Raw genomic sequence first — 24,788 nt, 5'->3', positions numbered from 1 at the left:
CGCCCGCGCCAGCGCTTGACGCTGACCGGCGGTCGGGTAGAGGCGGAAGTTGTACCGGAGCTGCACGGTACGATCCTATCCGATATGACACTACGATGGTGTCATGATGCGGATGACGCTCCGGCTGCCCGACGACGTCCACGCCCGGGTGGCCGCCCGCGCCGAGACCGAACGGCGATCCCTGAATTCTCAGATCGTGCACCTGCTTGAGATCGCGCTCGCCGCCGACGAGGCGCACCACGAATCGCCTTGACCGCGATTCGTCGTTCCCTGCCCCGCTACGCGGGAGAGTCCGCTTCACCCCCGGCCTGAAGGCCGGAGCACTGCGGACGAACCCGGTAGCTCCCATTAGCCGACGATCACGGGTTCCTCCGGAAGTTCGTAGCGGCGGGTGCGCTGTTTCAGCGCGAGCGCCGAACCCAGCGTCAAAGGCCCGATGCGGCCGACGAACATCAGCAGGCTGAGCAGCACGTGCCCGGCCAGCGGGGTGCTCGCGGTGATGCCGGTGGACAGCCCGTTGGTCGCGAACGCCGAGATCACCTCGAACAACACCCGGTCGAGGCCGTGGGAGGTGATCGTCAGCATCAGCAAGGTCGAGACCATGACCAGGAAGACGCCCAGCAGGCTGATGGACAGCGCCTGTCGCTGGGTGGCGGCGGGCAGCCGGCGGTGGCCGATGTTGACCTGGGTCTCGCCGCGCAGCTCGGCCCAGACCATGAACAGCAGGAAGCCGAACGTGGTGACCTTGATGCCACCCGCCGTGCCCGCGCTGCCGCCCCCGATGAACATCAGCACGTCGGTGACCAGCCACGACGACGGGTTCATCTGGCCGATGTCGAGGGTGTTGAATCCGCCGGAGCGCGGCATGACAGCGGCGAAGAAGGCCGACAGCAGCTTGGCGGAGTCGTCCAGCGGGCCCATCGTGCCGGGGTTGCGCCACTCGGCCGCGAGGAACGCGATCGTGCCCGCCCCGATCAGCAGGGCGCTGAGCCCGACGGTGACCCGGGTCAGCAGGGACCAGCGGCTGGGGCGCCGCCAGTGGCGCAGCAGGTCGAAGACGACCGGATAGCCCATCCCGCCGACGATGACGGCCACGGCGACGGTCAGGCAGATCCACGGATCGGCCACGAACCGCATCAGGTTGTCCGGCCACAGCGCGAAACCGGCGTTGTTGAACGCCGACACCGCGTGGAAGACGCCCAGGTAGGCCGCCCGGCCCGGCGGCTCGTCGTACGCGACGATGAAGCGGACGGTGAGCACGGCGGCCACGGCCGCCTCGCACACCAGGCTGAACAGCACCACCTTGCGCAGCACCTGACGCAGGTCGGCGGCCACCACGGACTTCGTCTCCAGCTGCGCGGACAGGCGGGCACGCAACCCCACCCTGCCGGAGATGATGACCATGACCAGCGTGGCGAGCGTCATGATGCCCAGCCCGCCGACCTGGATGAGCAGCGCGATGACCACCTCGCCGAACACCGACCAGTGCGTGGGCGTGTCGACCACGACCAGGCCGGTCACGCAGACCGCGGAGGTGGCGGTGAACAGCGCGGTCAGCCAGTGCGAGGGCTCGCCGTCGGCGGTGGCCGCCGGGGTGGCCAGCAGCAGCGTGCCGGCCAGCACCGCCAGCCCGAAGCCGGCGGCGATCACCACGGCCGGATGCCTGCCGCGCCCCGGCACCGCCGGCCGGCGCGGCGTCATCCCGTCTCCCGGCTGCCGGGGCCGCCCGCCCCACCGCCGCTGTCACTCATGTGGAGCCTCCGTCGAGTCACCCGGGCTGACGCGCCGACCTGACCCGCGGCACTCCGGGCCATACGGTAGCGCAGCCCGCGGCGGCTCCGCCAACAGAGGTCAGACGCCCGCCACCTGGGCGTCTACCCCTTCTGGGGCTTACGGGGGGTTGTACGCAGATCATGACGCCATGTCCATGACTTCCCGGCTCCGTTGCACTGTGCAATCATGGAGGCGACCCCGATCGCCGCACGTCCCGGGCGGGGACGGCGCGGATGCTGGGAGCGGAGGAGCGGCATGGGGAGCGAAGACCGGACCGGGTTCACCTGCGTCGTCACCCAGCGCGATGGAGCCGCCGTCCTGACGGTGACGGGCGACCTCGACATGACCTCGGCGGCCGAGTTCCGCCGCGGCCTGCTGCAGGCGATGTCACGCCGCACGCCGCCCTTCATCATCGCCGACCTGCGCGAGGTCGGCTTCTGCGACTCCTCGGGGCTGGGCGCGCTGATCTCGGCCGCCAACACCGCCGAGGCCGCGGGCGGCCGCCTCGTGCTGAGCGGAGTCCAGTCCCGCCTGGCCCGGCTGCTCAAGGTGACCGGGCTGGACAAACGTTTCCAGTTCTGCGACCCGCCAGGCGGTCTCCTGGCCACGCTGACCCGGGTCCACAACGCCGGCACGGCGGTATGGAACTGACGGGGGCACCCCTCTTTTCGTGGCGCGCCTGGACGGCCTCGGCCTACCGGAGCGCGATCAGGTCGGCGTACCCCGAGTTCCACAGGTCCTCGGCCCCGTCGGGCAGGAGCAGCACCCGGTCGGGCCGCAGCGCCTCGACGGCCTCGGGGTCGTGCGTGACCATCACCACGGCCCCCCGGTACGCCCCGACCGCCGCCAGCACCTCCGCCTTGGACGCCGGGTCGAGGTTGTTGGTCGGCTCGTCGAGCAACAGCACGTTGGCCCGCGAGCTGACCAGCCCGGCCAGCGCCAGCCGGGTCTTCTCCCCGCCCGACAGTACTCCGACCGGTTTGTCCACGTCGTCGCCGCCGAACAGGAACGACCCGAGCACCGTCCTGGCCTCGCCGCCGGTCAGGTGCGGGGCGACGCCGGCCAGATGTTGCCCGACGGTGTGCGCCGGATCCAGGGTGTCGTGCTCCTGGGCGAAGTAGCCGAGCCGGAGCCCGTGGCCGGGCACGACCCGGCCGGCGCTGGGACGTTCGCGCCCGGCCAGCAGCTTCAGCAGCGTGGTCTTGCCGGCGCCGTTGAGCCCCAGCACCACGAGCCTGCTCCCCCGGTCGATGGCCAGGTCGATCCCCGGCAACACCTGCACCGTGCCGTAGGACTTGGTCAGGCTGATCGCGCCGAGCGGCATCCGGCCGCACGGCGCGGGCTCGGGCAGCCGGATGCGCGCCACCTTCTCGTCCCGCCGTACGGGCTGCGTCCTGGCGAGCATGCGGTCGGCGCGGCGGGTCATGTCCCTGGCGCGCACGGCGGTGGCCGACCTGGCGCGCATGCGCCCCGCCTGGGCGTGCAGCGCGGCGGCCTTGCGCTCCGCGGCGGCCCGCAACCGGGCCCTGCGCCGGTCGTCGGCCTCGCGGTCGGCCAGGTAGGTGTGCCAGCCGGTGTTGTGCACGTCGAGCGCGGCCCGGTCGCCGTCCACGTGCCAGATCCGGTTGGCCACGTCGGCCAGCAGCCCGGTGTCGTGGCTGATCATGACCAGGCCGCCCGGGTAGACGGACAGGAAGGAGCGCAGCCAGGCGATGGAGTCGGCGTCCAGGTGGTTGGTCGGCTCGTCGAGCAGCAGGACGCCCTGCTCGGCGAAGAGCGTGCGGGCCAGCTCGGCCCGGCGGCGCTGTCCGCCGGACAGGGTGCCGACCGGCTGGGCGAGGGCCCGGTCGGGCAGGCCGAGCCCGGCGGCGACCCTGGCGGCCTCGGCCTCCGCCGCGTAGCCGCCGCGGGCCTGGAACTCGGCCTCCGCACGGGCGTATCGGGCCATCGTCCGTTCGTCCGCGGCTTCTGCGAGGGCGCTCTCGGCGGACCGCAGGGCGCGTACGGCCTGGTCGAGCCCGCGGACCGAGAGGATGCGGCCGAGGACGGAGGTGTCCGGATCGGCGGCGGCGGGGTCCTGCGGGAGGTGGACGACCGGGCCCGAGCGGGTGACGGCGCCGGCCGCGGGCTGCGCCTGGCCGGCGAGGATCTTCATGAGGGTGGTCTTGCCGGCGCCGTTGCGGCCGACCAGGCCGACGCGGTCGCCGGGGGCGACGTGGGCGGTGACGCCCGACAGCAGGAGGCGGGCGCCGACGCGCACGTCGACACCACGGAAGGTGATCATTGGATGACGCTCCGGATAAGCTCAAGGACACACGGGTGACGCGGAAGCGGGTGTCCTGGCTAAGAGATCCGGGGCGTAGACATGCGGCCAGTGTACCGGCCGCTTCGCGAAACTTCCTCCCCATTACCGCCGGGCGCGCGCGGCACGCCGGTCCTGTTACGCGGAAGAGGCATTGACGTTTCGGGAAGCAGGGCCGATGATGCTCTGCAAGCCGATGTCAACGTTGACATATGTCAACGTTGACACTCGCACTCCCCGAGATGGAAGGCCCCTGATGTCATGAGACGGCTCGCACGCGGCTTAACGTCCCTCATCGCGCTCACCGGCATGGTCGTCGCCGCGGCTCCGGCCGCCGGCGGCCACACCGCGGACTACCCCGAGTTCCCCTACCAGCCGACCACGTACACCGAGCCGTACCGGGGCCAGTTCCACTTCAGCTCGCAGGGCGGCTGGATGAACGACCCGAACGGGCTCCTCCACTACAAGGGCACCTACCACTTCTTCTACCAGCACAACCCGCACGGTCTCGGCTGGGACACCATGCACTGGGGCCACGCCACCAGCACCGACCTGGTCCACTGGACCCAGAAGCCGATCGCCCTCGAACCCGGCGTGCACCCCGGCGACCTGTGGTCAGGGGCAGGGGTCGTCGACGCGGCCAACACCTCCGGACTGCGCGAGGGAGCCGAGGACCCGCTCGTCGTCTTCTCCGGCACCAACGGCGTCTCGGTCTTCTACAGCACCGACGCGGGCCGCACCTTCAAGGCGTACGACAACGGGCGCAAGGTCGTGACCATGCCCGGCACCAGCCGCGACCCCAAGGTGTTGTGGCACGCCGCCACCAAGCGGTGGGTGATGCTGGTCTGGTCCGACGCGGGCGGCAACGGCGTCAACATCTACTCCTCCCCCAACCTGCTCGACTGGACGCTCCAGAGCAGGTACGCGGCCGACTGGCTGTTCGAGTGCCCGGACTTCTTCGCCCTCCCCGTCGACGGCGACAAGCGCCGGACGAAGTGGGTGCTCACCGACGCGAGCGGCGAGTACGTCGTCGGCGACTTCGACGGCACGGCCTTCACCACCGGCTGGGACGAGCCGCAGCGCATGGACTACGGCACCAACCACGCCGGCGGCTCCTTCTACGCCGGGCAGGTCTTCAACGACATGCCCGACGACCGGGTGGTGCAGATGGCCTGGATGGGCGGCAACCAGGGCGCGACCTGGACGGGCAACGCCAGCTTCCCCGCCGTGCTCGGCCTGCGCACGACCGGCGACGGCGTCCGCGTCACCCGGCAGCCCATCAAGGAGCTGGAGAGGCTGCGTTACCGGACCTCCTCGTGGCACGGCCGCGGGCTCACCCCGGCGACGGCCGCGAAGCTGCTGCGGGATCAGTCCCTCGACACGTACGAGGTGGAGGCCGAGTTCGACGTGAGAGGCGCCACCGCCAAGCGGTTCGGGTTCAAGCTGGACGTACGGCCGGGCGGCGACGCCGGGAGCGAGGTCCTCTACGACACGGCGGCCCGCACGCTCATGGGCGCTCCCCTGGAGCCCTCCCGCGGCCGGGTCACGATGCGGCTCCTGGTGGACCGGGGGCAGCTCGAGGTGTTCGGCAACGACGGCCTGGCCTCGATCACCAGGAACGTCGCCTTCGATCCGCGCGCCGACAGCAGGGGCGTGGCGCTGCACGTCGAGGGCGGCGGCGTCAGGCTCGTCTCGCTCCGCATCCACGAGCTCGCCCCCGCGTGGGGCATGGGCGAGCCGACGCTGGAGCACAACCTGCCCGGCCAGTGGCGGGTGGTCAGCGGCTCGTGGACCGACGTGGCGGCCGGCAAGCAGGGCTCGGCCGGCGGCGACGCGTTCTACCTCAGCGACCACACCGGGTCGGATTTCACGTACGAAGGCGACGTGCGCCTGGTCGACGGCACCGCGGCGGCGCTCACGTTCCGGGCCGACCCGCGGGCCGGGCGGCACTACACGGCCAACGTCGACAGCAAGGCGGGCGTGGTGAAGTTGTGGCGGCCGGGACGCGACATCGCCACGTACGAGGCCCCCATCAAGTCGGGTCAGACCTACCACCTGAAAGTCGTGACCCGAGGGCAGAACATCAAGGTCTATTTGGACGATCGCGCCGAGCCCGTCATAGACGCGCAGGACGACCAGTACGCGAGCGGCCACTTCGGGCTCAACGTCTTCGACGGCACGGCCCGGTTCCAGAACATCCGGGTGAGCTGACCACGGCGGCCACGGCTCCAGGACGGCGAGGCAGCCCGCCACCTCCGCGAAGTCGGCATCGAGTCCCCGGCCCACCGTGCCGGGGTCCCGGTGCCACGTTCGGGGTCACGGGCTCGGCCTCGTCACTTCCAGGACAGCAGGCGGTTCTTGAACTTCGGATGCTTGGTCTCCCAGTAACGCCAGCCCTCCACCCTGGAGGGGACGTTCGCGATGCCGGTGCCGACCTCGACGTGGCGGCACGTGCCGAGCACCCGCCAGGCCGACCAGCCGACGCGGTAGCCGAAGACGCGGTACCACATGTTGCCGTACTTGCCCTTGGTGATCTCCCGGGTGTATTCGTGCCCGGTGAAGACCATGTGCCGCTCCTCAAGATGGGGCAGCCCCATCCTGCGCAGGGCCCTGACCACCTCGCTGACGTTGAAGTGCGAGGTGTCCTCGGGGGTCCGTGTGGAGGTGGCCTGGAGCGTCCTCTCCCGCTCGGTCTCGAGGAAGGCGAGCACCTCGTGCTCGCGCGTGACGGACACCGTCATCGAGCCGCCGGGGCCGTCGATGAAGCGGGTGCGGGGCACGAAGAAGTTGCGCGGCGAGAGGCGCTTGACCCGGAAGAACGTGTGCGGGCTGCAACGACCGTGGTGGTCGCGGTGACGGAACTTGCGGAGGCGGTCGTCGTCGTCCTTCGCGAGCGCCGCCGGGGCCATGGTGACGACCAGGGCCATGGTCAAGGTGCCGTGCATGGTCGATTTCGTCATACGCCGCAGCGAATGTCCCACTTTGGACCGGGCGGACATAGCTGTTGTTCGGGGAATAAGCGTGAACATGTACCGTTCCTTTCGGAATGCGACCCGTGGCCGCGACTGTCGGCCGGGCGAGCCAACGAGATCGGTACGATGCTTACAGTTGCCGCGACCTGCGCCACAACGCCACGCCGGGCCCGAAGTCCCAGCACCGGGAAAGAACCATTGAAAAAAAGCCAATATCGACTCATCAGCTCGATACGGGTACTCCATGCACCCCCGCTTAAGACAAGTCGACATGACACGAAATAGCGGACATTCGCCTCTATACGTTGGGCACGACGAGATAACGCCAAAAGCTCGGATAACGCTTGATAACTGCGATGAGGCGGAAACAGAAAAGGGCCGCGAGCGGATCGGACGCCCCGCTCGCGGCCCGCGGCGGCGCTAGGCCGCCGTGGACACCATGTTGTGCGGGTCGAGCACGTACTTGCGCGCGGCACCCTCGTCGAACTCGTGGTAACCCTGCGGCGCCTGGTCCAGCGAGATGGGCGTGGCGTTGACCGCCTTCGCGATCTGCACCCGGTCGTGCAGGATCGCCATCATCAGCTCTCGGTTGTACCTCATGACCGGGCACTGGCCGGTGACGAAGCTGTGCGACTTGGCCCAGCCGAGACCGATCTTGATCGACAACGATCCGTGCTTGGCGGCCTCGTCGGCCGCACCCGGGTCTCCGGTCACGTACAGGCCGGGGATGCCCAGCGCACCGCCCGCCCGCGTGACGTCCATGAGCGTGTTGAGCACCGTGGCCGGATGCTCCTCCCCCGACTCGCGCCCATGGCCGCGGGCCTCGAAGCCCACGGCGTCGACGGCGCAGTCGACCTCCGGCACGCCGAGGATCTGCTCGATCTGGTCCTTGGGCTCGCCGGCGGACACGTCGATGGGCTCGCAGCCGAAGCTGCGCGCCTGGTCCAGGCGCTCCTTGTTCAGGTCGCCGACGAACACCACGGCGGCGCCGAGCAGAAACGCCGACGCGGCGGCGGCCAGGCCCACCGGCCCGGCGCCGGCGATGTAGACGGTGGATCCCGGGCCCACGCCCGCGCTCACGCAACCGTGGAAGCCTGTCGGGAAGATGTCCGCGAGCATGGCCAGGTCGAGGATCTTGGCCATGGCCCGGTCCTTGTCCGGGAACTTGAGCAGGTTCCAGTCCGCATAGGGAACCAGCGCGTACTCCGCTTGTCCTCCGACCCAGCCGCCCATGTCGACGTAGCCGTACGCTGACCCGGGACGGTCGGGGTTGACGTTCTCGCAGACGCCTGTCTTGCGCTCCTTGCAGTTGCGGCAGCGCCCGCAGGAGATGTTGAACGGCACGGACACGAGGTCGCCGGTCTTGATGAACTCGACGTCCGGCCCCGTCTCCACGACCTCGCCGGTGATCTCGTGGCCCAGCACGAGGCCCGCCGGAGCCGTGGTGCGGCCGCGGACCATGTGCTGGTCGCTGCCGCAGATGTTGGTCGCGACGGTTTTCAGGATCGCGGCGTGCGGCAGCTTGCGCCCCACGTTGGCCTGGTTCACCCCCGGACCGTCCTTGAGCTCGAACTCGGGGTAGTCGGTCTCGTGTACCTCGACCTTGCCTGGACCTTCGTAGACGACGGCTTTGTTGCCAGGCATGACGTTCCTTCCCTCGCGCAGTGCAGTGACGGGCTTCTCGGAGAGAGGGCATCACCTCCAGCCGCCGCGACCGAGCCGCGATCTGCGGAATTCATACCTCAATGTCCGATTCTACCCGTCACGGCGGGAGTCACCCAGGAGCCGGACAGGCCCGGCCTCGGCGGCGCGGGCGAGCCGCCGGTTTCGCCGAGCCGGCACGCATGCCTTTTCCCACTGTCTGGGCTATGGTCGGCCTTATGACGGGACCGTGGAGAACACCACGAGGGCCCATCGCGTTCACCAGCGTGATGGGCCTGGTCCTGCTGTCCCTTTTGCTGGTCGGATCCACCTACAACTGGCATGGCGGCGGCCGTGCGTACCAGCCCGGCTTCGGCGCCACGCAGACGTGGACACCAGAGGCGTGGGACGCGCAACTGTCGAGCATGCCGCCGCAGACGGCGACCGGCGAGCGGCAGGTGCTGCCGTTGTGGCCGCCCCTGCGCGGTGAACGCCACCACGACGCCGGCCGGCTCGCGATGTCGCCCGCGCCCGGGCTCGACCCGGGCGGGATCCGCGATCCCCAGCAACTCGCGCACCGCACCGCCGGGTCGCGCAGCCCGCCGCTGATCTAGCGCTCCGCTTCTCCTGCCGCTCGCGCGGCGCCAGGCCCGGTCAAGCATGCCCGGGCCCACCCGCGAGCGCTCCTTCGGCCACCCCCGAGGTGTGCCGTTTCCCGCAAGCAAGGAGCCGAACATCGACATGGCCGACGTCAGATCAGTCCACACGCACCTGCAGCACTACGAGCGGCACCTGGCGCGGCTGGAGGAACTCCGTGAGCTGCTGCAGGACCAGCTCACGGCCGCCCTGTCCCGCCCCCGGCCGGCCGATGTCACGGCCGATCCGCGCACGTCCGAGATCGAGGCCGCGCTCGACCGCATGGACCGGGGCATCTACGGCACGTGCCGGTGCTGCGGGACTTTCATCGCCTACGAACAGCTCCTGCGGAGGCCGTACCGGAGCATCTGCGACCGGTGCGCGCTCCAGAGAGGACACCAGCATGACTGACACCAACGGAACGACCCACCTCAGCAGCGTGCAGGCCGAGACGCTGCGTCAGGAGCTCCAGGAGCAACTGGCCCGGCGCAGCAACCAGCTGACCGGTCTGCAGGCGGCGGCGCGCGAGGGCAGTGGTGCCGACGACACGTGGCAGGAACTGCTCGTCAACATCGCCGCCGCCGACCGTGCCATCGCCGAGCTCGGCCAGGCCCTGGAACGGCTGTCCGAGGGCACCTACGGGCGCTGCTCGCACTGCGAGGCGGGCATCCCGTTCGAGCGGCTCAAGATCCGGCCGCTGGCCCGCTACTGCATCGGCTGCCAGCGCCGGCACGAAGCCGCCTGACGGCGCCGGGCCGGGAAGAGCGGAGTCATCCCCGCTCTTCCCGGCGCGATCATCGGGGCGCCGGCCGGCCGTACGGTTCTGCGCGCGGGAAGTACGCGTGCCACGCACCCGGCCGGGCCCCGGGCAGCCGCCCCTTCTCCCATTCCAGGAGGAACGGCGCGGGAACCGGCCGGCCCTTGTCGACGGCCACCACCCGCTTGCCCGCGTCCTGGGCGTCGCGCACGGCGGACGGCGTCTCGTCCCCGCGCGGCCAGTCCAGGACGGTGTGCCCGTCGCAGCCCAGCCGGTAGGCGATGATCACCGCGTGCTCGCCGTACACCAGGCACGGGCCGCGTACACCGGCGGCCCGCAGGGCGCCGGCCACCTCGACGTCGGCCTGCCGCTTGGTCACCCGGAGGGCCACGACCTTGTCGAGCGTGAGCCCCTGCAACGTGAACTGGGCGAGCAGGCCGGCGGCGACGAGGCCGAACCCGGCCCGCCGCGATCTCTCCAGCGCCCAGACCGCACCGTACGCGATGGGCAAGGCCAGCAGCGCGTACGCGGGCAGCAGGAACCGGGGCGCCGCGTAGCCGACGAAGAAGACGTACGGCACGACCAGCGCCAGCCCGGTGGCGGCGGGCAGCGCGCACTCGGCCAGGAGGGCCGAGCGCCGCGCCGCGTACAGGCCGAGCAGGACGAGAACCGGGATCATGCTCCACCACAACAGCCAGGGCAGTACGACGGGCCCGCAGTGGGCGGGCGGCCGGCACAGCAGCGGCCCGTTGAGTGCCCGAGCGTGCTCGTACAGGGAGACGTGCAGGCCCGTCTCGTTCGCCGCGCCGGCGGCCTGCCAGCGTGCGGCGAGCCCGCCGAACCGCACGTACGCCTCCACGATCCAGTCGGCCCAGCCCACGGCCAGGCCCGCTCCGAGCGCGATCACGGCCTTGACCCACCGCCGGCCCGGCGCGACCAGCATTGCCACAGCCAGCGGAAGGGCGAGCCAGACGCTGTCCGGCGGGCGCAGCAGCCCCACCGCGGCCACACTCGCCGCCAGCCCCAGCGGTGGGCCGAGCCCGCCATCCTGGCGCAGGCAGCGCACGCACCACCCGGTCGCCGCGACCGCCGAGAACGCCACCCACAGGTTCGGCATGGCCTCGTTGCCGTAGAACAGCGACAACCACAAGGACGCGAACAGCAGGGCCGCCATCGGCACGACCGGTCCTGGGCGCACCCGCAGCCAGGTGCCGAACGACACGGCCAGCGCCAGCGCCGACAGCACGCACAGGTAGATTCGCAGCGCCTCCGTCGACGACGTGACCAGCACGACGGGGGCGACGATCAGGGTGATGCCGCGGGCGCGCGGCGCGATGAACTCAGCCGCGGGCACACGCGGGTCGACCTGGCTGACGTAGACGACCTCGTCCCAGCCCAGCCCCATTCCCGGGCCGACCAGAAGCAGTTGGGAGATTCCGTAGGAGGCGGCCACCAGAACGAGCAGCACGCGCCACGGGTCGGCGCGCAGCCGTGAACGCAACGATGAACTCACCGGCATGTTCTTAGCGCGCGACGCGGGCGCGGGACGGTCGTGACGGCAGGACTTTTCCGAACGTATGCCCGCCGCTGACGCTCACCGTCGATGGGCGCGCATGTCGAGGTAGAGATGCGAGCGGTGCAACCGCCGCGTCCGCAGCAGCCGCTTGATGTCCCCGGCGATCAGGCCGGCCTCGCACAACCGGCGTAACCACCCGAAGGCACCGATGAACGGCGGCTCCGGCAGCCGCGCGCGCAGTTGCCGCACCTTGATCGCCCAGTAGCCGCCGCCGATCAGCAGGTGGACGGTCACCAGGACGAACCCCGTCACGTTGACCGCGTTCAGCGGCGCGGGCAGGAGCACGAACGCCACCACGCCGAAGATCACGATGTTCACCGGTTCGAGCACCGCCAGGTTGCTCAGGCGTCGTACGAGCGTGGTGCGGGGATGTTCCTGGACGTCACCCTTGAGAGGATGCCTCACGCATTCACGCGGCGCGTCACCGGCCGGTCGCTGCAACGGTCGCTCTAGCGGTCGCGGGCCGACTCGACCAGCGGCGTGTCCACCAGGTGCTCGATGAGGAACCAGGTCTGCAGCTCTCCCGTGCGGATGACGTCGGAGACGAGCAGGTCGTTGGTGCCGTCGTCGCCCATCTCGGCGGAGCGGGCGGCCGCGTCGTGCGCCGCCACCAGGATCGCCTCGTGCGCCTCGATCAGCCGCGACAACATCGCGGGCACCTCCTCCGCGCCGTCCGGCGGGCGCGGGATGACGGTGATCTCGGAGACGTGCCGCGGATCGCCGACGGCCACGCCGCCGAGGGTCTGCACCCGTTCGGCCAGCGCGTCGACGAGCTCGAGCTGCTCCGCGGCGTGCTTGTCGAGCAGCAGGTGGAGCTGGTAGAAGGTGGGGCCGCGCATCAGCCAGTGGTGCTTCTTGTACAGGCTGTAGAGGATCTGGGTGTCCGCGAGCACCTGGTTGAGGCGCTGGCAGGAATACATCCGCGCTTCGTACGTGAGCCCGAGCGGGAACATGCGGACCGTGCCGAACTCCTGGATCTCCACGCCGTCCTGGTGAATCCACGGCTGGCTGGACCCTTTCCGGCGAGACTTGGCAGTGCGTTTGGTGGTGGCCACGGTCCGATCCTTCCTGTACGGGTCACGTCGGACCGAACATTCCCCTGGACCAGGGCATACGAGCACCACGTTCGCCCATCAATCGGAAAAGACCCGCGTGTGCGCTACAGCAGGTCGCCGGCGCCGGAGCGGGTGAGCTCCGCGAACGCGTCGTCGACGGACTCCACCAGGTCCAGGGCGCCCAGCTCCAGGCGCCGCGCCCCGCCGCCACCCGCGACGATCATGCGCCCGCCCGACGCCCGTGCGTGCCGGTCGGCCGAGCGCAGCGTCTCGCGCCCCGCGTCGTCGGTCTCGGTGAGGCCCTCGACGTTCACGATGAACAGCGGCGGGATCCGGGCGACCAGCACCTTGACGAGGTATTGCTGGAGGACGAGCGATGCGACCCCGGCGAGGCGGCCCTTCAGGTGCAGGAGCGCGATGCGGCCGTGGCGGTCGAAACCGATGTCGAAGTCAGGATGAGCCCCGTAGGCGCCTGGTTCCATCGGGTTCATGGCATCCGTCCAGGTGGGGGGACCGTGCTGTGCGAGCCCACCCTAGCAGTCCGTTGCTTCGCGCAACGGACTGTCGTCGCATTCCGGCCCCACGCCTCGCACCTTTTCGGCCCGCCACCTGAACGCTTCTCGCGGACGCCGCGTATCCCGTAGTGACCCGGCACAGCCCATGCAGGGCCGAGCCCTGAAACCCAGAGGGGATGACGGCACATGCGACTCCGACGCAGCCGTCCGGTTATCGTCGTCTGCGGCCTGGCCGCGATGCTCCCGCTCGGCGCGTGCGCCCCGTCGTTCCCCGCCCAGAGCGCCGACCTGCCCGACGTCGCCGCTGTGCAGACCACCGCCCCGCTGCCGGCGGACACGGCGTTCCCCGAGGAGACGCAGGACGCCGCGGAGACCCCCAAGGCGGATCAGGAGGGTGATTCGGGCACGTGGCTCACCAAGTGGGGGCCGCTGTCGGAGACGGACCGCTCGCTGATCAAGAAGGTCCGGCTCGCCACCCTGTGGGAGATGGTCATCGCCCAGGAGGCCATCCAGAAGGCGAGCACGGCCAAGGTCCGCAAGATCAGCTCCGAGATCGCGTCGCAGCACCACGAGCTCGACGAGGCGGCGCGCGACCTCGCGGCCAAGCTGAACGTGGAGATGCCCGTCAGGCCCACCGACGACCAGCAGAGCTGGATGTCCGACATATCCGGGCGCACGGGGATCGACTACGACACCACGTACGTGAAGTGGCTGCGCCTGGCCCACGGCCAGATCTTCGGCCTCATCGGCACGGTCCGCGGCAGCACGCAGAACACCCTGGTCAGGAAGTTCTCCGAGCAGTGCAACGCGGCCGTGCTCAACCACCAGCGCCTGCTCGAGAGCACCGGACTCACCACACCGGAGAGCTTCCCGACGCCGAGCGCCTGACGCCGGGAAGCCCCTGTCACGGCGACCCCTGCGTGGGCGACATGACCGGGCGGCCGTCCGGCACCAGCCCCAGCGAGATGGACAGCTGGCGCGCCGCCTCCCCGACGGCGGCGCCGATCTCGTGCAGCCGGGCCGCCGCGTGCGTCCGGGTCACCGACACGCTGATCGCCGCCGTGATCAGCCCTCGATGATCGCGTACGGGCGCCGACACCCCGGCCTTGCTGTCCTCCAGCTCGACGTCCGTCACGGCGTAACCGCACGATCGTACGTGGGCCAGGTCGGCCAGCCACTCCTCCGTGCCGCTGACCGCCGAGTCGAGCTCGGAGGGCAGGGTGGTGGCGCGCAGCAGCTCGCGTATCCGCTGGTCGTCCCAGTCGGCGACCAGGGAGCGGCCGGCGGCGGCCATGAGCAGCGGCACGGAGATGCCCTCCCAGACCCGGTGGTAGACCCGCGACGACGGCACCGACATCAGCGTCAGCACCAGGTTGCCGCGCAACACGCAGAGGTAGGCGTCCTCGTCGAAGGCGGTGGCCAGCCCTCGCAGGTAGGGGGCGGCGATCTGGACCAGCCTGGCGTGCTGGGTGCGTGCGGCCAGCGCGAACAGCCGCCACCCGAGGCGGTAGCGCCGGGTGATCGGGTCGCGCTCGACCATGCCTTCGAGTTCGAGCGCGCGCAGCGCCCTGGACACCTGGCTCTTCTCCCGGCCCAGCCGCTGCGCGATCCAGCTGACACCGAACCCGTCGGCATCGCGGCCATCCCCGTGACCTGCGAGAACTTCGAGGATCTCCATGTCCCGGCGTAGACCTGCCGAGGGCACCATCGGCTTGTCCGTCATCCCTATCCGTTCATAACAGAACCATTGCACTACTGTTGCGCTAGTTGCACCTAGTTTTGCGCTCACCGCAACTAATCGCATACGTTTGCGAACCCATGCAAGCGTAAAGGAAGCCGGTACCCCCATGAATTTCAGCGAGTACGTGGTCTCGCGCTGGGACACCCTCTCGCTGGCCGCGGCCGAGCACGCCCTCGTCGTGGGGATCGCCATCGCGATCGCCACCGTGGCAGGCGTCGGCATCGGGCTCCTCGCCTACGACGCCCCGAAGGTGCGGAGCACCTCAGTGGCGATCTCCGCCGGGATCCTGACGGTCCCGTCGCTCGCGCTGCTCACCCTCCTCATCCCCATCGTCGGACTGGGCTGGGGATCCACACTGGTCTCGCTGACCGCCTACGCGTTCCTGCCGATCATCCGCAACACCGTCACCGGGATGCGCGGCCTCGACGCGGCCACCGTCGAGGCGGGCCGCGGGATGGGCCTGAGCCGCACCCGGCTGCTGCTGCGGGTCCAGCTTCCGCTGGCCTGGCCGCTGATCCTGACCGGCGTGCGCATCTCGACGCAGATGCTGATCGGGATCGCCGCCATCGCCGCCGTCGTCGACGGCCCTGGCCTGGGCACGCAGATCTTCGAGGGCCTGTCCCGGCTCGGTTCGGTGAACTCGCTCAACGCGACCCTCGCGGGAACGCTGGGGATCGTGGTCATCGCCATCCTGTTCGACCTGTTCTTCTTCGCCGTTCGCTACATCACCACCCCAAGGGGGCTTCGTGTTCGACCGTGACACCGAAGGCGTGCGCATCGAGCTGCGCTCGCTGACCAAGCACTATCCGGGCCAGCCTGCCCCAGCGGTCGACAACGTCACCCTCGACATCCCGGCCGGCGAGCTGGTCGTCTTCGTCGGCCCGTCGGGTTGCGGCAAGACGACCACCATGAAGATGATCAACCGCCTGGTCGAGCCGACGTCCGGCGAGATCCGCATCGGCGGGCAGGACGTGCTGAGCCTCGACCCCGACCAGCTGCGACGCCACATCGGGTACGCCATCCAGCAGGTGGGCCTGTTCCCCCACCAGAGCATCGCGCAGAACATCGGGCTGGTCCCCAACCTGCTCGGCTGGACAGCCGACCGGATCTCCGCCCGCGTCGACGAGCTGCTGTCGCTGGTGAACCTCGAGCCGTCGGCCTTCCGCGACCGCTACCCCCGCCAGCTCTCCGGAGGCCAGCAGCAGCGCGTGGGCGTGGCCAGGGCGCTGGCCGCCGACCCGCCCGTGATGCTCATGGACGAGCCGTTCGGCGCGACCGACCCCATCACGCGCGAGCACCTGCAGAACGAGTTCGTCAAGCTGCAGAAGCAGCTGCGCAAAACGATCATCTTCGTCACGCACGACTTCGAGGAGGCCATCAAGCTGGGCGACCGCATCGCCGTGCTGCGCGAGGGCTCGCACATCGCGCAGTACGACACGCCGGCCGCCATCCTCGCCGACCCCGCCGACGACTACGTCGCGAGCTTCATCGGGCAGGACGCCACGCTCAAGCGCCTCGCGCTGATGCGCGTGTCGGAGGTGCCCGCCACGGACGCGCCGGCCGGCCCGGACCTGCCGCGGGTGTCCGCCGACGCCAGCCTCCGCGAGGCGCTGGACACCATGATCGCCCACGGGGCCGACAGCTGCGCCACACCGGCCGGGGTGCTCACCTACTCCGCCCTGTGCGAGGCCGTGGGCACCCGGTCCGGCGCGCAGGAAGACGTGGTGTCCAGTGACCGCTGAGACCCTGGCCGTCGGGCGGTCCCGGAAGCTCGGCCGTACGTTCGGCGCGCGCCACCTGTTCACGCCCGTCGCCATCTGCGCCGTCCTGGTCGCCCTGTACGCCTGGGTCGGAACGCTGGAACTCGACTCGATCGAGCAGCGCAGCCTCAACCAGGCGGTGATCCTGGCCAAGGCCGTCGAGCACATCCAGATGACCGTGGCCGCCACCACGCTCGTGGTGATCATCGCGATCCCGCTGGGCATCGCCGCCTCGCGGTCCAGGAACCGGCTGATCACCCCGATCATCCTCACCGTGGGCAACCTGGGCCAGGCCGTCCCGTCCATCGGCCTGCTCGTGCTGGCCACGTTCCTCATGGGCGTCGGCTTCCAGACCGCGCTGGTCGGCCTCGTCGCCTACGCCGTGCTGCCCGTCCTGCGCAACACCATGGTCGGGGTCCAGCAGGTCGACCCGGCGCTCGTCGAGGCCGCCCGCGGCATGGGCATGACCAGGGGCCAGATCCTGCGCCGGGTCGAGCTCAAGCTGGCCGTGCCCGCCATCCTGGCCGGCCTGCGCACCGCGCTCGTGCTGACCGTGGGCGTCGCCACGCTCGGCGCCTTCGTCGCGGCCGGCGGCTTCGGCGAGCTGATCGTCAACGGCCTCAAGCTCAACCGCATGCCCGTGACCATCGTCGGAGGCGTGCTCACCGCGTGCATCGCCTTCTTCATCGACTGGCTCGGCGGGCTCGCCGAGGACCTGCTCAAGCCACGCGGCATGTGACCACGCTTTCGGTAACCATCCGATCACATAGCAAGAAGGTGCTTCAAATGTTCTCCCGCCCGCTTCGACGGACGTTCACCCTGCTCGCAGCCGCCGCCCTCTCGATCACGACCCTCAGCGCCTGCGGTTCCTCCGATGCCGTCGAGGCCGGCAGCGCGGGCGACGAGCTCAAGGGGACCAAGTACATCGTCGGCTCCAAGGACTTCACCGAGAACATCGTGCTCGGCAAGATCGCCGTGCACCTGCTGAAGGCGCATGGGGCCGAGGTCGTCGACAAGACCAACCTCGGCGGTACGGTGCCCAACCGCAAGGCCCTGGAGTCCAAAGAGATCGACATGTACTGGGACTACTCCGGCACGGGCTGGATCGAGTTCCTGAAGAACACCAAGCCGATCCAGGACTCCGCCGAGCAGTTCAAGGCCACGGCGGAGGCCGACCTCCAGAAGAACAAGATCCACTGGATCGGCCCCACCCCGCTGAACAACACCTACGCCCTGGCCATCCGCTCCGAGAAGGCCACGGAGCTGGGCGTCAAGACGGTCTCCGACGTGGCCGAGCTGGCCAAGACCAACCCCAAGGAAGTCACGATCTGCATCGAGACGGAGTTCTCGACCCGTGACGACGGGCTGCCCGGCCTGAGCAAGGCGTACGACATGAACATCCCCAAGGACAACATCTCCCTGCTCGACACCGGCGTCGTCTACACCGAGACCGACAAGGGCGAGACCTGCAACTTCGGCGAGGTGTTCACCACCGACGGCCGCATCGCCGCTCTCGATCTCACCGTGCTGGAGGACGACAAGAAGTTCTTCCCGATCTACAACGCGGCCATGACCCTGCGGGAGGAGACCTACCAGAAGAACCCGGCGATCGAGAAGGTGCTCCAGCCCGTGATCGCCAAGCTGGACGACGCGACCATGCAGCAGCTCAACGCGCAGGTCGACGTCGAGGGCATGGAGCCGGGCAAGGTCGCCGCCGACTGGCTGGACAAGCAGGGTTTCCTCGGCAGCGCGGCCTGACCCCCTGATCGCGCGGTCCGCCGCCTGGGGTCCATCAGGTGGCGGACCGCCGGACCCGGTGGCTCACGTGGCGGGCTCGCTCAGGCTTCGGGCCAGCCGAGCGGGTGGCTGCCGGCCCTCAGGGTCGGCGCCGCCGGCTCGCCGCCCGCCTCGTTGAAGGCCGTCATCGCCGAGACCAGCGCCTGGCGCTCCGCCGGCGACATGCGCGAGACGATCGCCGCGATCTCGTCCCGGCGGCGGGCGGTCACCTGGTCCACGATGCGCCTGCCCTCATCGGTCAGGCGCATCAGGCTTTCCCGCCGGTTCAACGGGTTGACCTCACGGACCACCAGTCCCGCGGCGGCGAGCCGGTCGGCCATCCGCATGGCGGTGGAGGAGTTGACGTCGAGCAGTTCCGCCATGGTGACGAGTTTCGTCTCGCCGTGTCCTGAGAGCACCACGAGCATCCGGAACTGCGGCACCGTCACCCGGTCGGCGACGGCGCCGAGCGAACGCGCCGCGATCGCGACCAGCAGCCGCGAGCCCGCCAGCACCGCCGAGATGACAGCGGCCTGATCCTCACCGTTCATCCGGGCGGATTGACGCTCTGGCATAGAACTGTTCTACACGGTCGGGGCCGTGGATCCGCGGGGCGACCCGGCCGCGGGTCCCGTGCATCCGCAGGACGCATGATCGCGGGCCGGCTTCGACAGCCACGGGGAACCCCCGCGCCACGCGCGCGGAGACGGATCCTGGAACTCCGCCCGCCGTGACAGCGGAGTCACTAATGTTGCATACTGCAAGAATGTGGAGAGCCACGTTGGGAGTCCCTCAGGTGCATGTGCCCCCTCTCCAGACCGGCCGCCGTTCCCGTCACGCCCTGGAGGCGGCCTGAGATCATGGCAATGTCCCGAGACGAGCGGCGGGCGCTCGCGGAGATCGAAGAACGGCTGGCGCACGAGGATCCCGTGCTCGACAAGCTTCTGGCGGGGCCGCGCGGCAAGGGCGGCGAGCCCGATCCGCCCCGCGGGCTCGACGCCCTGAGCACTCCCGCGGTCGTGTTGTGGGCGCTGGCCGCGGCCACCAGCGTCGTCCTGGTGCTCGCGGTGGCCATCCTGCTGTCCTACCAGGACTGGTCGGGAACGCTGCGGCCGTCTCCGACCGCGATCCCCTTCAACGGCCCCTTCCCCGGCCCCGGCGCCACCGAGCTCAACGACCAGATGAGCTGACGACGCCGCGCACCCACCGTCTAGGGAGCGGCGGTGGAGGCGCGTTCGACCAGGTCGGGCTGGTAGACGACCTGGCGATGTTCGTGACCGGGGCGATGACCGGCCGGCTGGTTGGCCTCCTCCAGCAACATCAGCGCGGCGGTGTGGCCCAGTTGCTCGCGCGGCTGCCGGATCGACGACAGCGGCACGGCAGCCGCTGCGGCGAAGTCGATGTCGTCATAGCCGAGGATCGCCACGTCGGCCGGCACCCGCAGGCCCCGCTGGGTCATCTCCTGCAACGCCCCGATCGCGACCAGGTCGTTGGCGCAGAACAGCGCGGTGGGGCGTTCGCCGGGAGGCAGCCCGGCGATCTCCGCGCCGGCCGTGCGCCCGGTGGCCACCGTGAGGTCGGGCAGCGGGATGACGGTCAGCGCGTCGGCCGGGCCCAGCACGCCCGCCAGACCGTGGTGCCGCTCGCGCACCTGGCGGACGGTGAACGGCCCGCCGGCGAAGGCGATGCGGTGGTGCCCCCGCTCGCGCAGGTGCAGCCCGGCCAGGCGCCCGCCGAGCACGTCGTCCACGGCGACGGCACAACCGTGGCTGTGCGGGGCGGAACTGTCGAAGCGCACCACCGGGATGCCGCGGGAGACGAGCCGGCTCAGCCGCTCCTCCTCGCCGCTGTCGTTGACCGGCGTGATCAGCACGCCCAGCGGTCGCTGCTCCTCGAACGTCTCCAGCAGCCCCGCCTCGCGGACGGCGTCCTTGTTGCTGTTGAAGACCATGACGTTGACGTCGAGGGGTTGCGCCGCGGTCTCCACACCCCGCAGCACGTCGATGAAGAACGGGTTGGCCAGATCGAGGGCGACGACGCCGATGGTCCGGCTGCGACCGGCCCGTAACTGCCGGGCGGAGCCGTTGCGGACGTAGCCGAGCCTGGCGATCGCCGCCTGCACCCGCAGCCGCGTCTCGGGGGCCACCATCTCGGGCCGGTTGAGCACGTTGCTCACGGTGCCGACGGAGACCCCGGCCAGCCGGGCGACCTCTTTGATGCTCGACATCGTTCCTCGTGTCCGGTGGTCACCGTTGATCCTACCGCTTCTTCGCACGGTTGTTCCTGAACGCTGCGCCGGCCCCCGTCGCTGCGTGGGCGTGCCTTTTGTGGGTACATGGAGCGGACACTCGTACTGTGGGGGAGGGCGGATGCGCTCATCCATCAGTCTCGGCCGGATCGGGGGGATTCCGGTCGGGCTCAACGCCAGCGTGCTGATCATCGTGGTGATCCTGCTCGTCGGGCTCGCCTTCGGCCGGTTCCCTGCGGTCTTCCCCGGCTCTTCTCCCGTGGCGTACTGGCTGGCCGGGCTGGCCACGGCGGTGTTGTTCCTGGCCTCGTTGCTGGCCCACGAGCTCTCCCACGCGCTGGTGGCCAAGCGCCATGGCATCGACGTGGCGCACATCACGCTGTGGCTGCTCGGAGGGGTGGCGGAGCTGCGCGGCGAGCCGCGCTCGCCGGGCGCGGACCTGAAGATCGCGGCGGTGGGCCCGCTCACCAGCCTCGTGTGCGGCGTGGTCTTCGGGGCCGTCGCGCTCCTGGTCGCCGCCGCCGACGGGGCGCCGCTGCTGTCCGGGATGTTCGTCTACCTCGCCGCGGTCAACGTGATCCTGGCCGTGTTCAACCTCATCCCCGCCGCGCCGCTGGACGGAGGGCGCGTGCTGCGGGCCGCCCTGTGGTGGCGGTGGGGCGACCGCACCAGGGCGGCGGTGACCGCCGCCCGCGCCGGCCGGGCCTTCGGCTTCGTCCTCATCGTTCTGGGCTTCCTGCAGATCGTCACCGGCAGCGGGTTCCAGGGGCTCTGGCTGGCCCTGATCGGCCTGTTCCTCGTCAACGCCGCCAGCGCCGAGGAGCAGCAGGCGCAGCTCGGCTCCACCCTGCACGGCATCAGGATCGGGGACGTCATGTCGGACCGGCTGGTCGTCGCCCATCCGGACGAGACCGTGGCCGAGCTCGTCGACCGGGTCGTCATGCGCGAGCGGCTGTCGACCTATCCGCTGGTGGAGCACGACATGCGCTTCCTCGGGCTGGTCACCCTCAACCGCATCCGCCAGGTGCCGCCCGACGCGCGGGCGGTGACGCGGCTGCGCGACATCGCCTGCCCTCCCGACCAGGTGCCCGCCGCCCGGCGGGAAGAGGCGCTGACCGACCTGCTGACCAGGATGAACGGCTGCGCCGACGGCCGCGCCGTGGTGCTCGACCCGGACGGGCGGCTGATCGGGCTGCTCACGCCCAGCGACATCAGCCGCGTGATCCAGACCGCCGGGCTGAACGCGGGCGACCCGTACCACGGCCCCCGGGGCGCCGACCTGACGACGCATCATCCGGACCGGCCCCTGGACCCCTCCGGCCGCTGACCCGCCACCGCGGTCAGCCGGCCGCGGCTCCGGGCAGGACCCTTCTTGGGATCACCGCCCGCTGCTTGGGCGTCAGTTTGTCCAGCGCCTGGCGCAGCGCGATCCGGTCACGACTGTTGCCGGGTGAGCACGGACTCGCGGAAGCCGTCGTCAGCATCCAATGTGATCTCCTCTCGCCCGTCACAACGCGACCGGCCGGGCGAAAGGTTTCAGTCTCGCGCGGGGTCAGGCCTGGCGCCACTCCGCGACGCCGCCGGGCTCGTGCAGCGTGAGGTCCGGCGCGGCCTCCAGCGCCTTTTCCTCTCCCCCAGGCGTGTACGTGACGATCAGCCGCAACGGCCGCCAGGTGGTGTTGTACGTCGAGTGGTAGACGCCCGCGGGGATGTGCACCGTGTCGCCCTCCTTGATGGCGAACTCCGCGCCGTCGTCCACCATCTGGCGGCCCTCGCCCGAGATGACGTAGATGATCTCCTCGGCGCCGGGGTGGTGGTGGCGGGCGTGCCCGCGGCCCGGGTTGACGATGACCTCGCCCAGGGTGCTGCTCGCCCCCTCGACGGCCGACGGGGTGACGAACCACTTGATCGACCCCCAGTCGAAGGCCATCGTCGGCACGCTGTCGGGGCTGACGTGCATGTCGGTTCCTCGCTTTCAGAAGGTGAGTGACTTGAAGGCGCGTACCTGCTCGGTGATGGCGCGCTCGGTCGGCAGCCGCTCGACGGACGAGGCGCCGAAGAAGCCGACCACGCCCTTGGTCCGCGACAGGACGTACGCGGCGTCGTCGGGCTCGGCGATCGGGCCGCCGTGGCAGAGCACGAGCACGTCGGGCCGGACTGCCACGGCCGCGTCGCGCATGGCCTGCACGCGCTCGGCGGCCTCGTCGAGGGTCAGCGCGGTGCCGGCGCCGATGCTGCCCTTGGTGGTCAGCCCCACGTGCGGCACCAGCACGTCGGCGCCCGCCTCGGCCATGGCCCGCGCCTGGGCCTCGTCGAAGACGTAGGGGGCGGTGACGAGGTCGCGTTCGCGGGCCTGGCGCACCATCTGCACCTCCAGGTCGTAGCCCATGCCGGTTTCCTCCAGGTTCTGGCGGAAGGTCCCGTCGTACAGGCCCACGGTCGGGAAGTTCTGCACGCCGGCGAACCCCATCGCCTTGAGCTGGTCGAGGAAGAGCGGCATGACGCGGAACGGGTCGGTGCCGCACACGCCGGCGAGCACCGGCGTGTCACGCACGACCGGCAGCACTTCGGAGGCCATCTCGACGACGATCTGGTTGGCGTCGCCGTACGGCAGCAGCCCGGCCAGCGAGCCGCGCCCGGCCATGCGGTAGCGGCCCGAGTTGTAGATGATGATCAGGTCGACGCCGCCGGCCTCGGCGCACTTGGCCGACAGGCCGGTGCCGGCTCCCGCGCCGACGACCGGCTGCCCGGCCGCGACCGTGCCAAGCAGCCTGTCGAGCACGTCCTGCCTGTTCACGTGGCACCTCCGGAGATCATGTGGTGCAGCCGCTCCGCCATGGCGCGGCCGAAGGCGGGGTCGTTGACGTGCAGGTCGAGCTCCTCGACGGGCACGCCGGAGCCGCGCAGCCCTTCGGCCATGGCCTCGAAGCAGGCCTCGTCGGCCTTCGGGTCGGCGAAGGCGCCCCCGGGCGCGTCCAGGGCGGACACGCCCCGGCGGGGCACGAACAGCACGGTGGGCCCGCTCGCGTCGCGAAGCTTGGCGGCCACGCGGCGGCCGAGCTCGGCCATCTCTCCCGCCGTGGTGCGCATCAGCGTCACGGTGGGGTTGTGCACGTACAGCAGGCGCTCCTCGAACTCGGCCGGCACGCTGTCGCGGGGGCCGAAGTTGACCATGTCGAGCGCGCCGGGCGCGACCACCTGCGGCACGCCGTGCGCGCCGGCCGCGGTGAGCCGGTCGGGCCCCGCGGACAGGACGCCGCCCACGAGGTCGTCGGCCAGCTCGGTGGTGGTCAGATCGAGCACGCCGGCCAGCATCCGGCTCGCCGCGAGCCCTTCGAGTGCCCGCCCGCCCGCGCCGGTCGCGTGGAAGACGAGCACCTCGTAGCCGAGCTCGGCCAGCCGCTCGCGCGCGGCGTCGACGGCCGGGGTGGTCACCCCGAACATCGACGCGCCGACCAGCGGCCGGTCGGATCCGCCCGCGGTCAGCCGGGCCCTGGCGAGCTGGTGCGAGCGGGCCATCCCCGCAGCCGCGGCGGCGGCGTTGCCGAGGATGGCGCGGGAGAGCCGGTTGATGCCCGCGATGTCGACCACGCTGTACATCATCGTGACATCCTTCGCCCCGACGTACGGCGAGACGTCTCCCGCCGCCATCGTGGACACGATCAGCTTGGGCAGGCCGATGGGCAGGTCGCGCACGGCCCGCGCGGCGATCGACGAGCCGCCGCTGCCGCCCAGCGCCAGCACGGCGTCGGCGCGGCCGTCGGCGTGCAGCCGGGCCAGGATCTCCGCCGCGCCCTGGCCCATGGTGGTCACGGCGGCGCCCCGGTCGCCGGCGTCGCGCAGAGCCCGCAGGTCGCCTCGTCCCGCCTCGGCGACCTGCTCGTTGGAGACGTCGGCGAGCAGCGTCTGGCTGGGGACGCCGACGCCGGCGTCCACCACGACCACGTCGCTGCCCAGCTCCACGAGCCGGTTGCGCAGCCACGCGTACTCCTCGCCCTTGGTGTCGAGTGTGCCGATCAGCACGACGGACGGCATG

Annotated in this window: 29 protein-coding genes; 13 read left to right on the top strand and 16 right to left on the bottom strand. The window is 70.6% G+C overall.

Annotation, left to right across the window (positions count from 1 at the left end):
- Positions 1-66: helix-turn-helix domain-containing protein (locus ABGB01_RS40715; protein ID WP_347779225.1), on the bottom strand; the 66-nt coding region annotated here is incomplete at its 3' end.
- A gap of 37 nt (positions 67-103) precedes the next feature.
- Between ABGB01_RS40715 and ABGB01_RS40710 the strand changes: the two genes are divergently transcribed.
- Positions 104-253, top strand: coding sequence for an Arc family DNA-binding protein (locus tag ABGB01_RS40710; protein WP_347779224.1), 150 nt, complete (start codon positions 104-106; stop codon positions 251-253).
- Between the two features lie 95 nt (positions 254-348).
- On the opposite strand, the gene ABGB01_RS40705 is transcribed toward ABGB01_RS40710, so the two are convergent.
- Positions 349-1,701 carry a potassium transporter TrkG gene (locus ABGB01_RS40705; protein ID WP_347779223.1) on the bottom strand — a complete coding sequence of 451 codons (1,353 nt, stop codon included), beginning with the start codon at positions 1,699-1,701 and terminating at the stop codon, positions 349-351.
- A 327-nt stretch (positions 1,702-2,028) separates the two neighbouring features.
- Between ABGB01_RS40705 and ABGB01_RS40700 the strand changes: the two genes are divergently transcribed.
- Positions 2,029-2,424 carry an STAS domain-containing protein gene (locus ABGB01_RS40700; RefSeq protein WP_347779221.1) on the top strand — a complete coding sequence of 132 codons (396 nt, stop codon included), beginning with the start codon at positions 2,029-2,031 and terminating at the stop codon, positions 2,422-2,424.
- A 43-nt stretch (positions 2,425-2,467) separates the two neighbouring features.
- Here the strand turns inward: ABGB01_RS40700 and ABGB01_RS40695 are convergent, their stop codons facing one another.
- Complete coding sequence (locus tag ABGB01_RS40695) at positions 2,468-4,057, bottom strand: ABC-F family ATP-binding cassette domain-containing protein (RefSeq protein ID WP_347779219.1); 1,590 nt, start codon at positions 4,055-4,057, stop codon at positions 2,468-2,470.
- 279 nt (positions 4,058-4,336) lie between these two features.
- Here ABGB01_RS40695 and ABGB01_RS40690 point away from each other — a divergent pair, with 279 nt between their 5' ends.
- The gene (locus ABGB01_RS40690; protein WP_347779218.1) at positions 4,337-6,286 is read left to right on the top strand and encodes a glycoside hydrolase family 32 protein; all 1,950 of its coding nucleotides are present in this window, start codon (positions 4,337-4,339) and stop codon (positions 6,284-6,286) included.
- 122 nt (positions 6,287-6,408) lie between these two features.
- Here the strand turns inward: ABGB01_RS40690 and ABGB01_RS40685 are convergent, their stop codons facing one another.
- Both ABGB01_RS40685 and fdhA read right to left on the bottom strand, forming a co-directional pair.
- Positions 6,409-7,035, bottom strand: a complete 627-nt coding sequence (locus ABGB01_RS40685) for a hypothetical protein (RefSeq protein ID WP_347779216.1) — start codon at positions 7,033-7,035, stop codon at positions 6,409-6,411.
- 432 nt (positions 7,036-7,467) lie between these two features.
- On the bottom strand, positions 7,468-8,691 hold the full coding sequence (fdhA, locus tag ABGB01_RS40680) for a formaldehyde dehydrogenase, glutathione-independent (RefSeq protein WP_347779214.1): 1,224 nt from the start codon (positions 8,689-8,691) through the stop codon (positions 7,468-7,470).
- A gap of 236 nt (positions 8,692-8,927) precedes the next feature.
- Here fdhA and ABGB01_RS40675 point away from each other — a divergent pair, with 236 nt between their 5' ends.
- The 3 genes from ABGB01_RS40675 (at position 8,928) to ABGB01_RS40665 (ending at position 10,069) form a co-directional block, all read left to right on the top strand.
- Positions 8,928-9,302 (top strand): hypothetical protein, encoded by a 375-nt coding sequence (locus ABGB01_RS40675; RefSeq protein WP_347779213.1) that lies wholly within the window; start codon positions 8,928-8,930, stop codon positions 9,300-9,302.
- A gap of 127 nt (positions 9,303-9,429) precedes the next feature.
- On the top strand, positions 9,430-9,735 hold the full coding sequence (locus tag ABGB01_RS40670) for a TraR/DksA C4-type zinc finger protein (protein WP_347779211.1): 306 nt from the start codon (positions 9,430-9,432) through the stop codon (positions 9,733-9,735).
- A complete protein-coding gene (locus ABGB01_RS40665; protein WP_347779210.1) occupies positions 9,728-10,069 on the top strand; it encodes a TraR/DksA family transcriptional regulator in 342 nt (113 codons plus the stop codon). Before ABGB01_RS40670 ends, ABGB01_RS40665 begins: the two co-directional genes overlap by 8 nt.
- Before the next feature lie 49 nt (positions 10,070-10,118).
- Here ABGB01_RS40665 and ABGB01_RS40660 read toward each other — a convergent pair whose 3' ends face one another.
- From ABGB01_RS40660 to ABGB01_RS40645, 4 genes are all read right to left on the bottom strand, one after another.
- Positions 10,119-11,594, bottom strand: a complete 1,476-nt coding sequence (locus tag ABGB01_RS40660) for a hypothetical protein (RefSeq protein ID WP_347779209.1) — start codon at positions 11,592-11,594, stop codon at positions 10,119-10,121.
- 81 nt (positions 11,595-11,675) lie between these two features.
- A complete protein-coding gene (locus ABGB01_RS40655) occupies positions 11,676-12,062 on the bottom strand; it encodes a hypothetical protein (protein WP_347779208.1) in 387 nt (128 codons plus the stop codon).
- 44 nt (positions 12,063-12,106) lie between these two features.
- Complete coding sequence (locus tag ABGB01_RS40650) at positions 12,107-12,712, bottom strand: DNA starvation/stationary phase protection protein (RefSeq protein ID WP_347779207.1); 606 nt, start codon at positions 12,710-12,712, stop codon at positions 12,107-12,109.
- A gap of 104 nt (positions 12,713-12,816) precedes the next feature.
- Positions 12,817-13,194, bottom strand: a complete 378-nt coding sequence (locus tag ABGB01_RS40645; protein WP_347779206.1) for a hypothetical protein — start codon at positions 13,192-13,194, stop codon at positions 12,817-12,819.
- A 219-nt stretch (positions 13,195-13,413) separates the two neighbouring features.
- Here ABGB01_RS40645 and ABGB01_RS40640 point away from each other — a divergent pair, with 219 nt between their 5' ends.
- Complete coding sequence (locus ABGB01_RS40640) at positions 13,414-14,115, top strand: DUF4142 domain-containing protein (protein ID WP_347779205.1); 702 nt, start codon at positions 13,414-13,416, stop codon at positions 14,113-14,115.
- A gap of 16 nt (positions 14,116-14,131) precedes the next feature.
- On the opposite strand, the gene ABGB01_RS40635 is transcribed toward ABGB01_RS40640, so the two are convergent.
- Positions 14,132-14,950, bottom strand: a complete 819-nt coding sequence (locus tag ABGB01_RS40635; protein WP_347779204.1) for an IclR family transcriptional regulator — start codon at positions 14,948-14,950, stop codon at positions 14,132-14,134.
- Between the two features lie 124 nt (positions 14,951-15,074).
- Here ABGB01_RS40635 and ABGB01_RS40630 point away from each other — a divergent pair, with 124 nt between their 5' ends.
- The 4 genes from ABGB01_RS40630 to ABGB01_RS40615 are packed head-to-tail and all read left to right on the top strand — an operon-like array spanning position 15,075 to position 18,486.
- On the top strand, positions 15,075-15,728 hold the full coding sequence (locus ABGB01_RS40630; protein ID WP_347642163.1) for an ABC transporter permease: 654 nt from the start codon (positions 15,075-15,077) through the stop codon (positions 15,726-15,728).
- A complete protein-coding gene (locus tag ABGB01_RS40625) occupies positions 15,715-16,710 on the top strand; it encodes an ATP-binding cassette domain-containing protein (RefSeq protein ID WP_347779203.1) in 996 nt (331 codons plus the stop codon). The genes ABGB01_RS40630 and ABGB01_RS40625 overlap by 14 nt, the downstream gene beginning before the upstream one ends.
- A complete protein-coding gene (locus ABGB01_RS40620; RefSeq protein WP_347779201.1) occupies positions 16,700-17,467 on the top strand; it encodes an ABC transporter permease in 768 nt (255 codons plus the stop codon). Before ABGB01_RS40625 ends, ABGB01_RS40620 begins: the two co-directional genes overlap by 11 nt.
- 47 nt (positions 17,468-17,514) lie before the next feature.
- Entirely contained in the window at positions 17,515-18,486 is a 972-nt protein-coding gene (locus tag ABGB01_RS40615) for a glycine betaine ABC transporter substrate-binding protein (protein ID WP_347779199.1), read from the top strand.
- An 80-nt stretch (positions 18,487-18,566) separates the two neighbouring features.
- Here ABGB01_RS40615 and ABGB01_RS40610 read toward each other — a convergent pair whose 3' ends face one another.
- Complete coding sequence (locus ABGB01_RS40610) at positions 18,567-19,055, bottom strand: MarR family transcriptional regulator (protein ID WP_347779197.1); 489 nt, start codon at positions 19,053-19,055, stop codon at positions 18,567-18,569.
- A 309-nt stretch (positions 19,056-19,364) separates the two neighbouring features.
- Here ABGB01_RS40610 and ABGB01_RS40605 point away from each other — a divergent pair, with 309 nt between their 5' ends.
- Positions 19,365-19,694 carry a DUF3040 domain-containing protein gene (locus ABGB01_RS40605; RefSeq protein WP_347779195.1) on the top strand — a complete coding sequence of 110 codons (330 nt, stop codon included), beginning with the start codon at positions 19,365-19,367 and terminating at the stop codon, positions 19,692-19,694.
- A gap of 20 nt (positions 19,695-19,714) precedes the next feature.
- Here the strand turns inward: ABGB01_RS40605 and ABGB01_RS40600 are convergent, their stop codons facing one another.
- Positions 19,715-20,731 carry a LacI family DNA-binding transcriptional regulator gene (locus ABGB01_RS40600; protein ID WP_347779193.1) on the bottom strand — a complete coding sequence of 339 codons (1,017 nt, stop codon included), beginning with the start codon at positions 20,729-20,731 and terminating at the stop codon, positions 19,715-19,717.
- A 142-nt stretch (positions 20,732-20,873) separates the two neighbouring features.
- Between ABGB01_RS40600 and ABGB01_RS40595 the strand changes: the two genes are divergently transcribed.
- Positions 20,874-22,079, top strand: a complete 1,206-nt coding sequence (locus ABGB01_RS40595; RefSeq protein WP_347779192.1) for a site-2 protease family protein — start codon at positions 20,874-20,876, stop codon at positions 22,077-22,079.
- A 13-nt stretch (positions 22,080-22,092) separates the two neighbouring features.
- Here the strand turns inward: ABGB01_RS40595 and ABGB01_RS40590 are convergent, their stop codons facing one another.
- The 4 genes from ABGB01_RS40590 to ABGB01_RS40575 form a co-directional block, all read right to left on the bottom strand.
- Entirely contained in the window at positions 22,093-22,236 is a 144-nt protein-coding gene (locus ABGB01_RS40590; protein ID WP_347779190.1) for a hypothetical protein, read from the bottom strand.
- A 68-nt stretch (positions 22,237-22,304) separates the two neighbouring features.
- Positions 22,305-22,712, bottom strand: coding sequence for a cupin domain-containing protein (locus tag ABGB01_RS40585; RefSeq protein WP_347779189.1), 408 nt, complete (start codon positions 22,710-22,712; stop codon positions 22,305-22,307).
- Positions 22,713-22,727: 15 nt separating this feature from the next.
- Complete coding sequence (locus ABGB01_RS40580; RefSeq protein WP_347779187.1) at positions 22,728-23,549, bottom strand: phosphoenolpyruvate hydrolase family protein; 822 nt, start codon at positions 23,547-23,549, stop codon at positions 22,728-22,730.
- Positions 23,546-24,787 (bottom strand): Tm-1-like ATP-binding domain-containing protein, encoded by a 1,242-nt coding sequence (locus ABGB01_RS40575; RefSeq protein ID WP_347779185.1) that lies wholly within the window; start codon positions 24,785-24,787, stop codon positions 23,546-23,548. Before ABGB01_RS40575 ends, ABGB01_RS40580 begins: the two co-directional genes overlap by 4 nt.
- Position 24,788 lies beyond the last annotated feature (1 nt).

Origin of the sequence: Nonomuraea sp. B5E05, assembly GCF_039880665.1 — a bacterium.
Classification (GTDB): Bacteria; Actinomycetota; Actinomycetes; order Streptosporangiales; family Streptosporangiaceae; genus Nonomuraea.
Note: the sequence above shows the minus strand (reverse complement) of the source record. Positions and strands in the feature narration are given on the sequence as shown.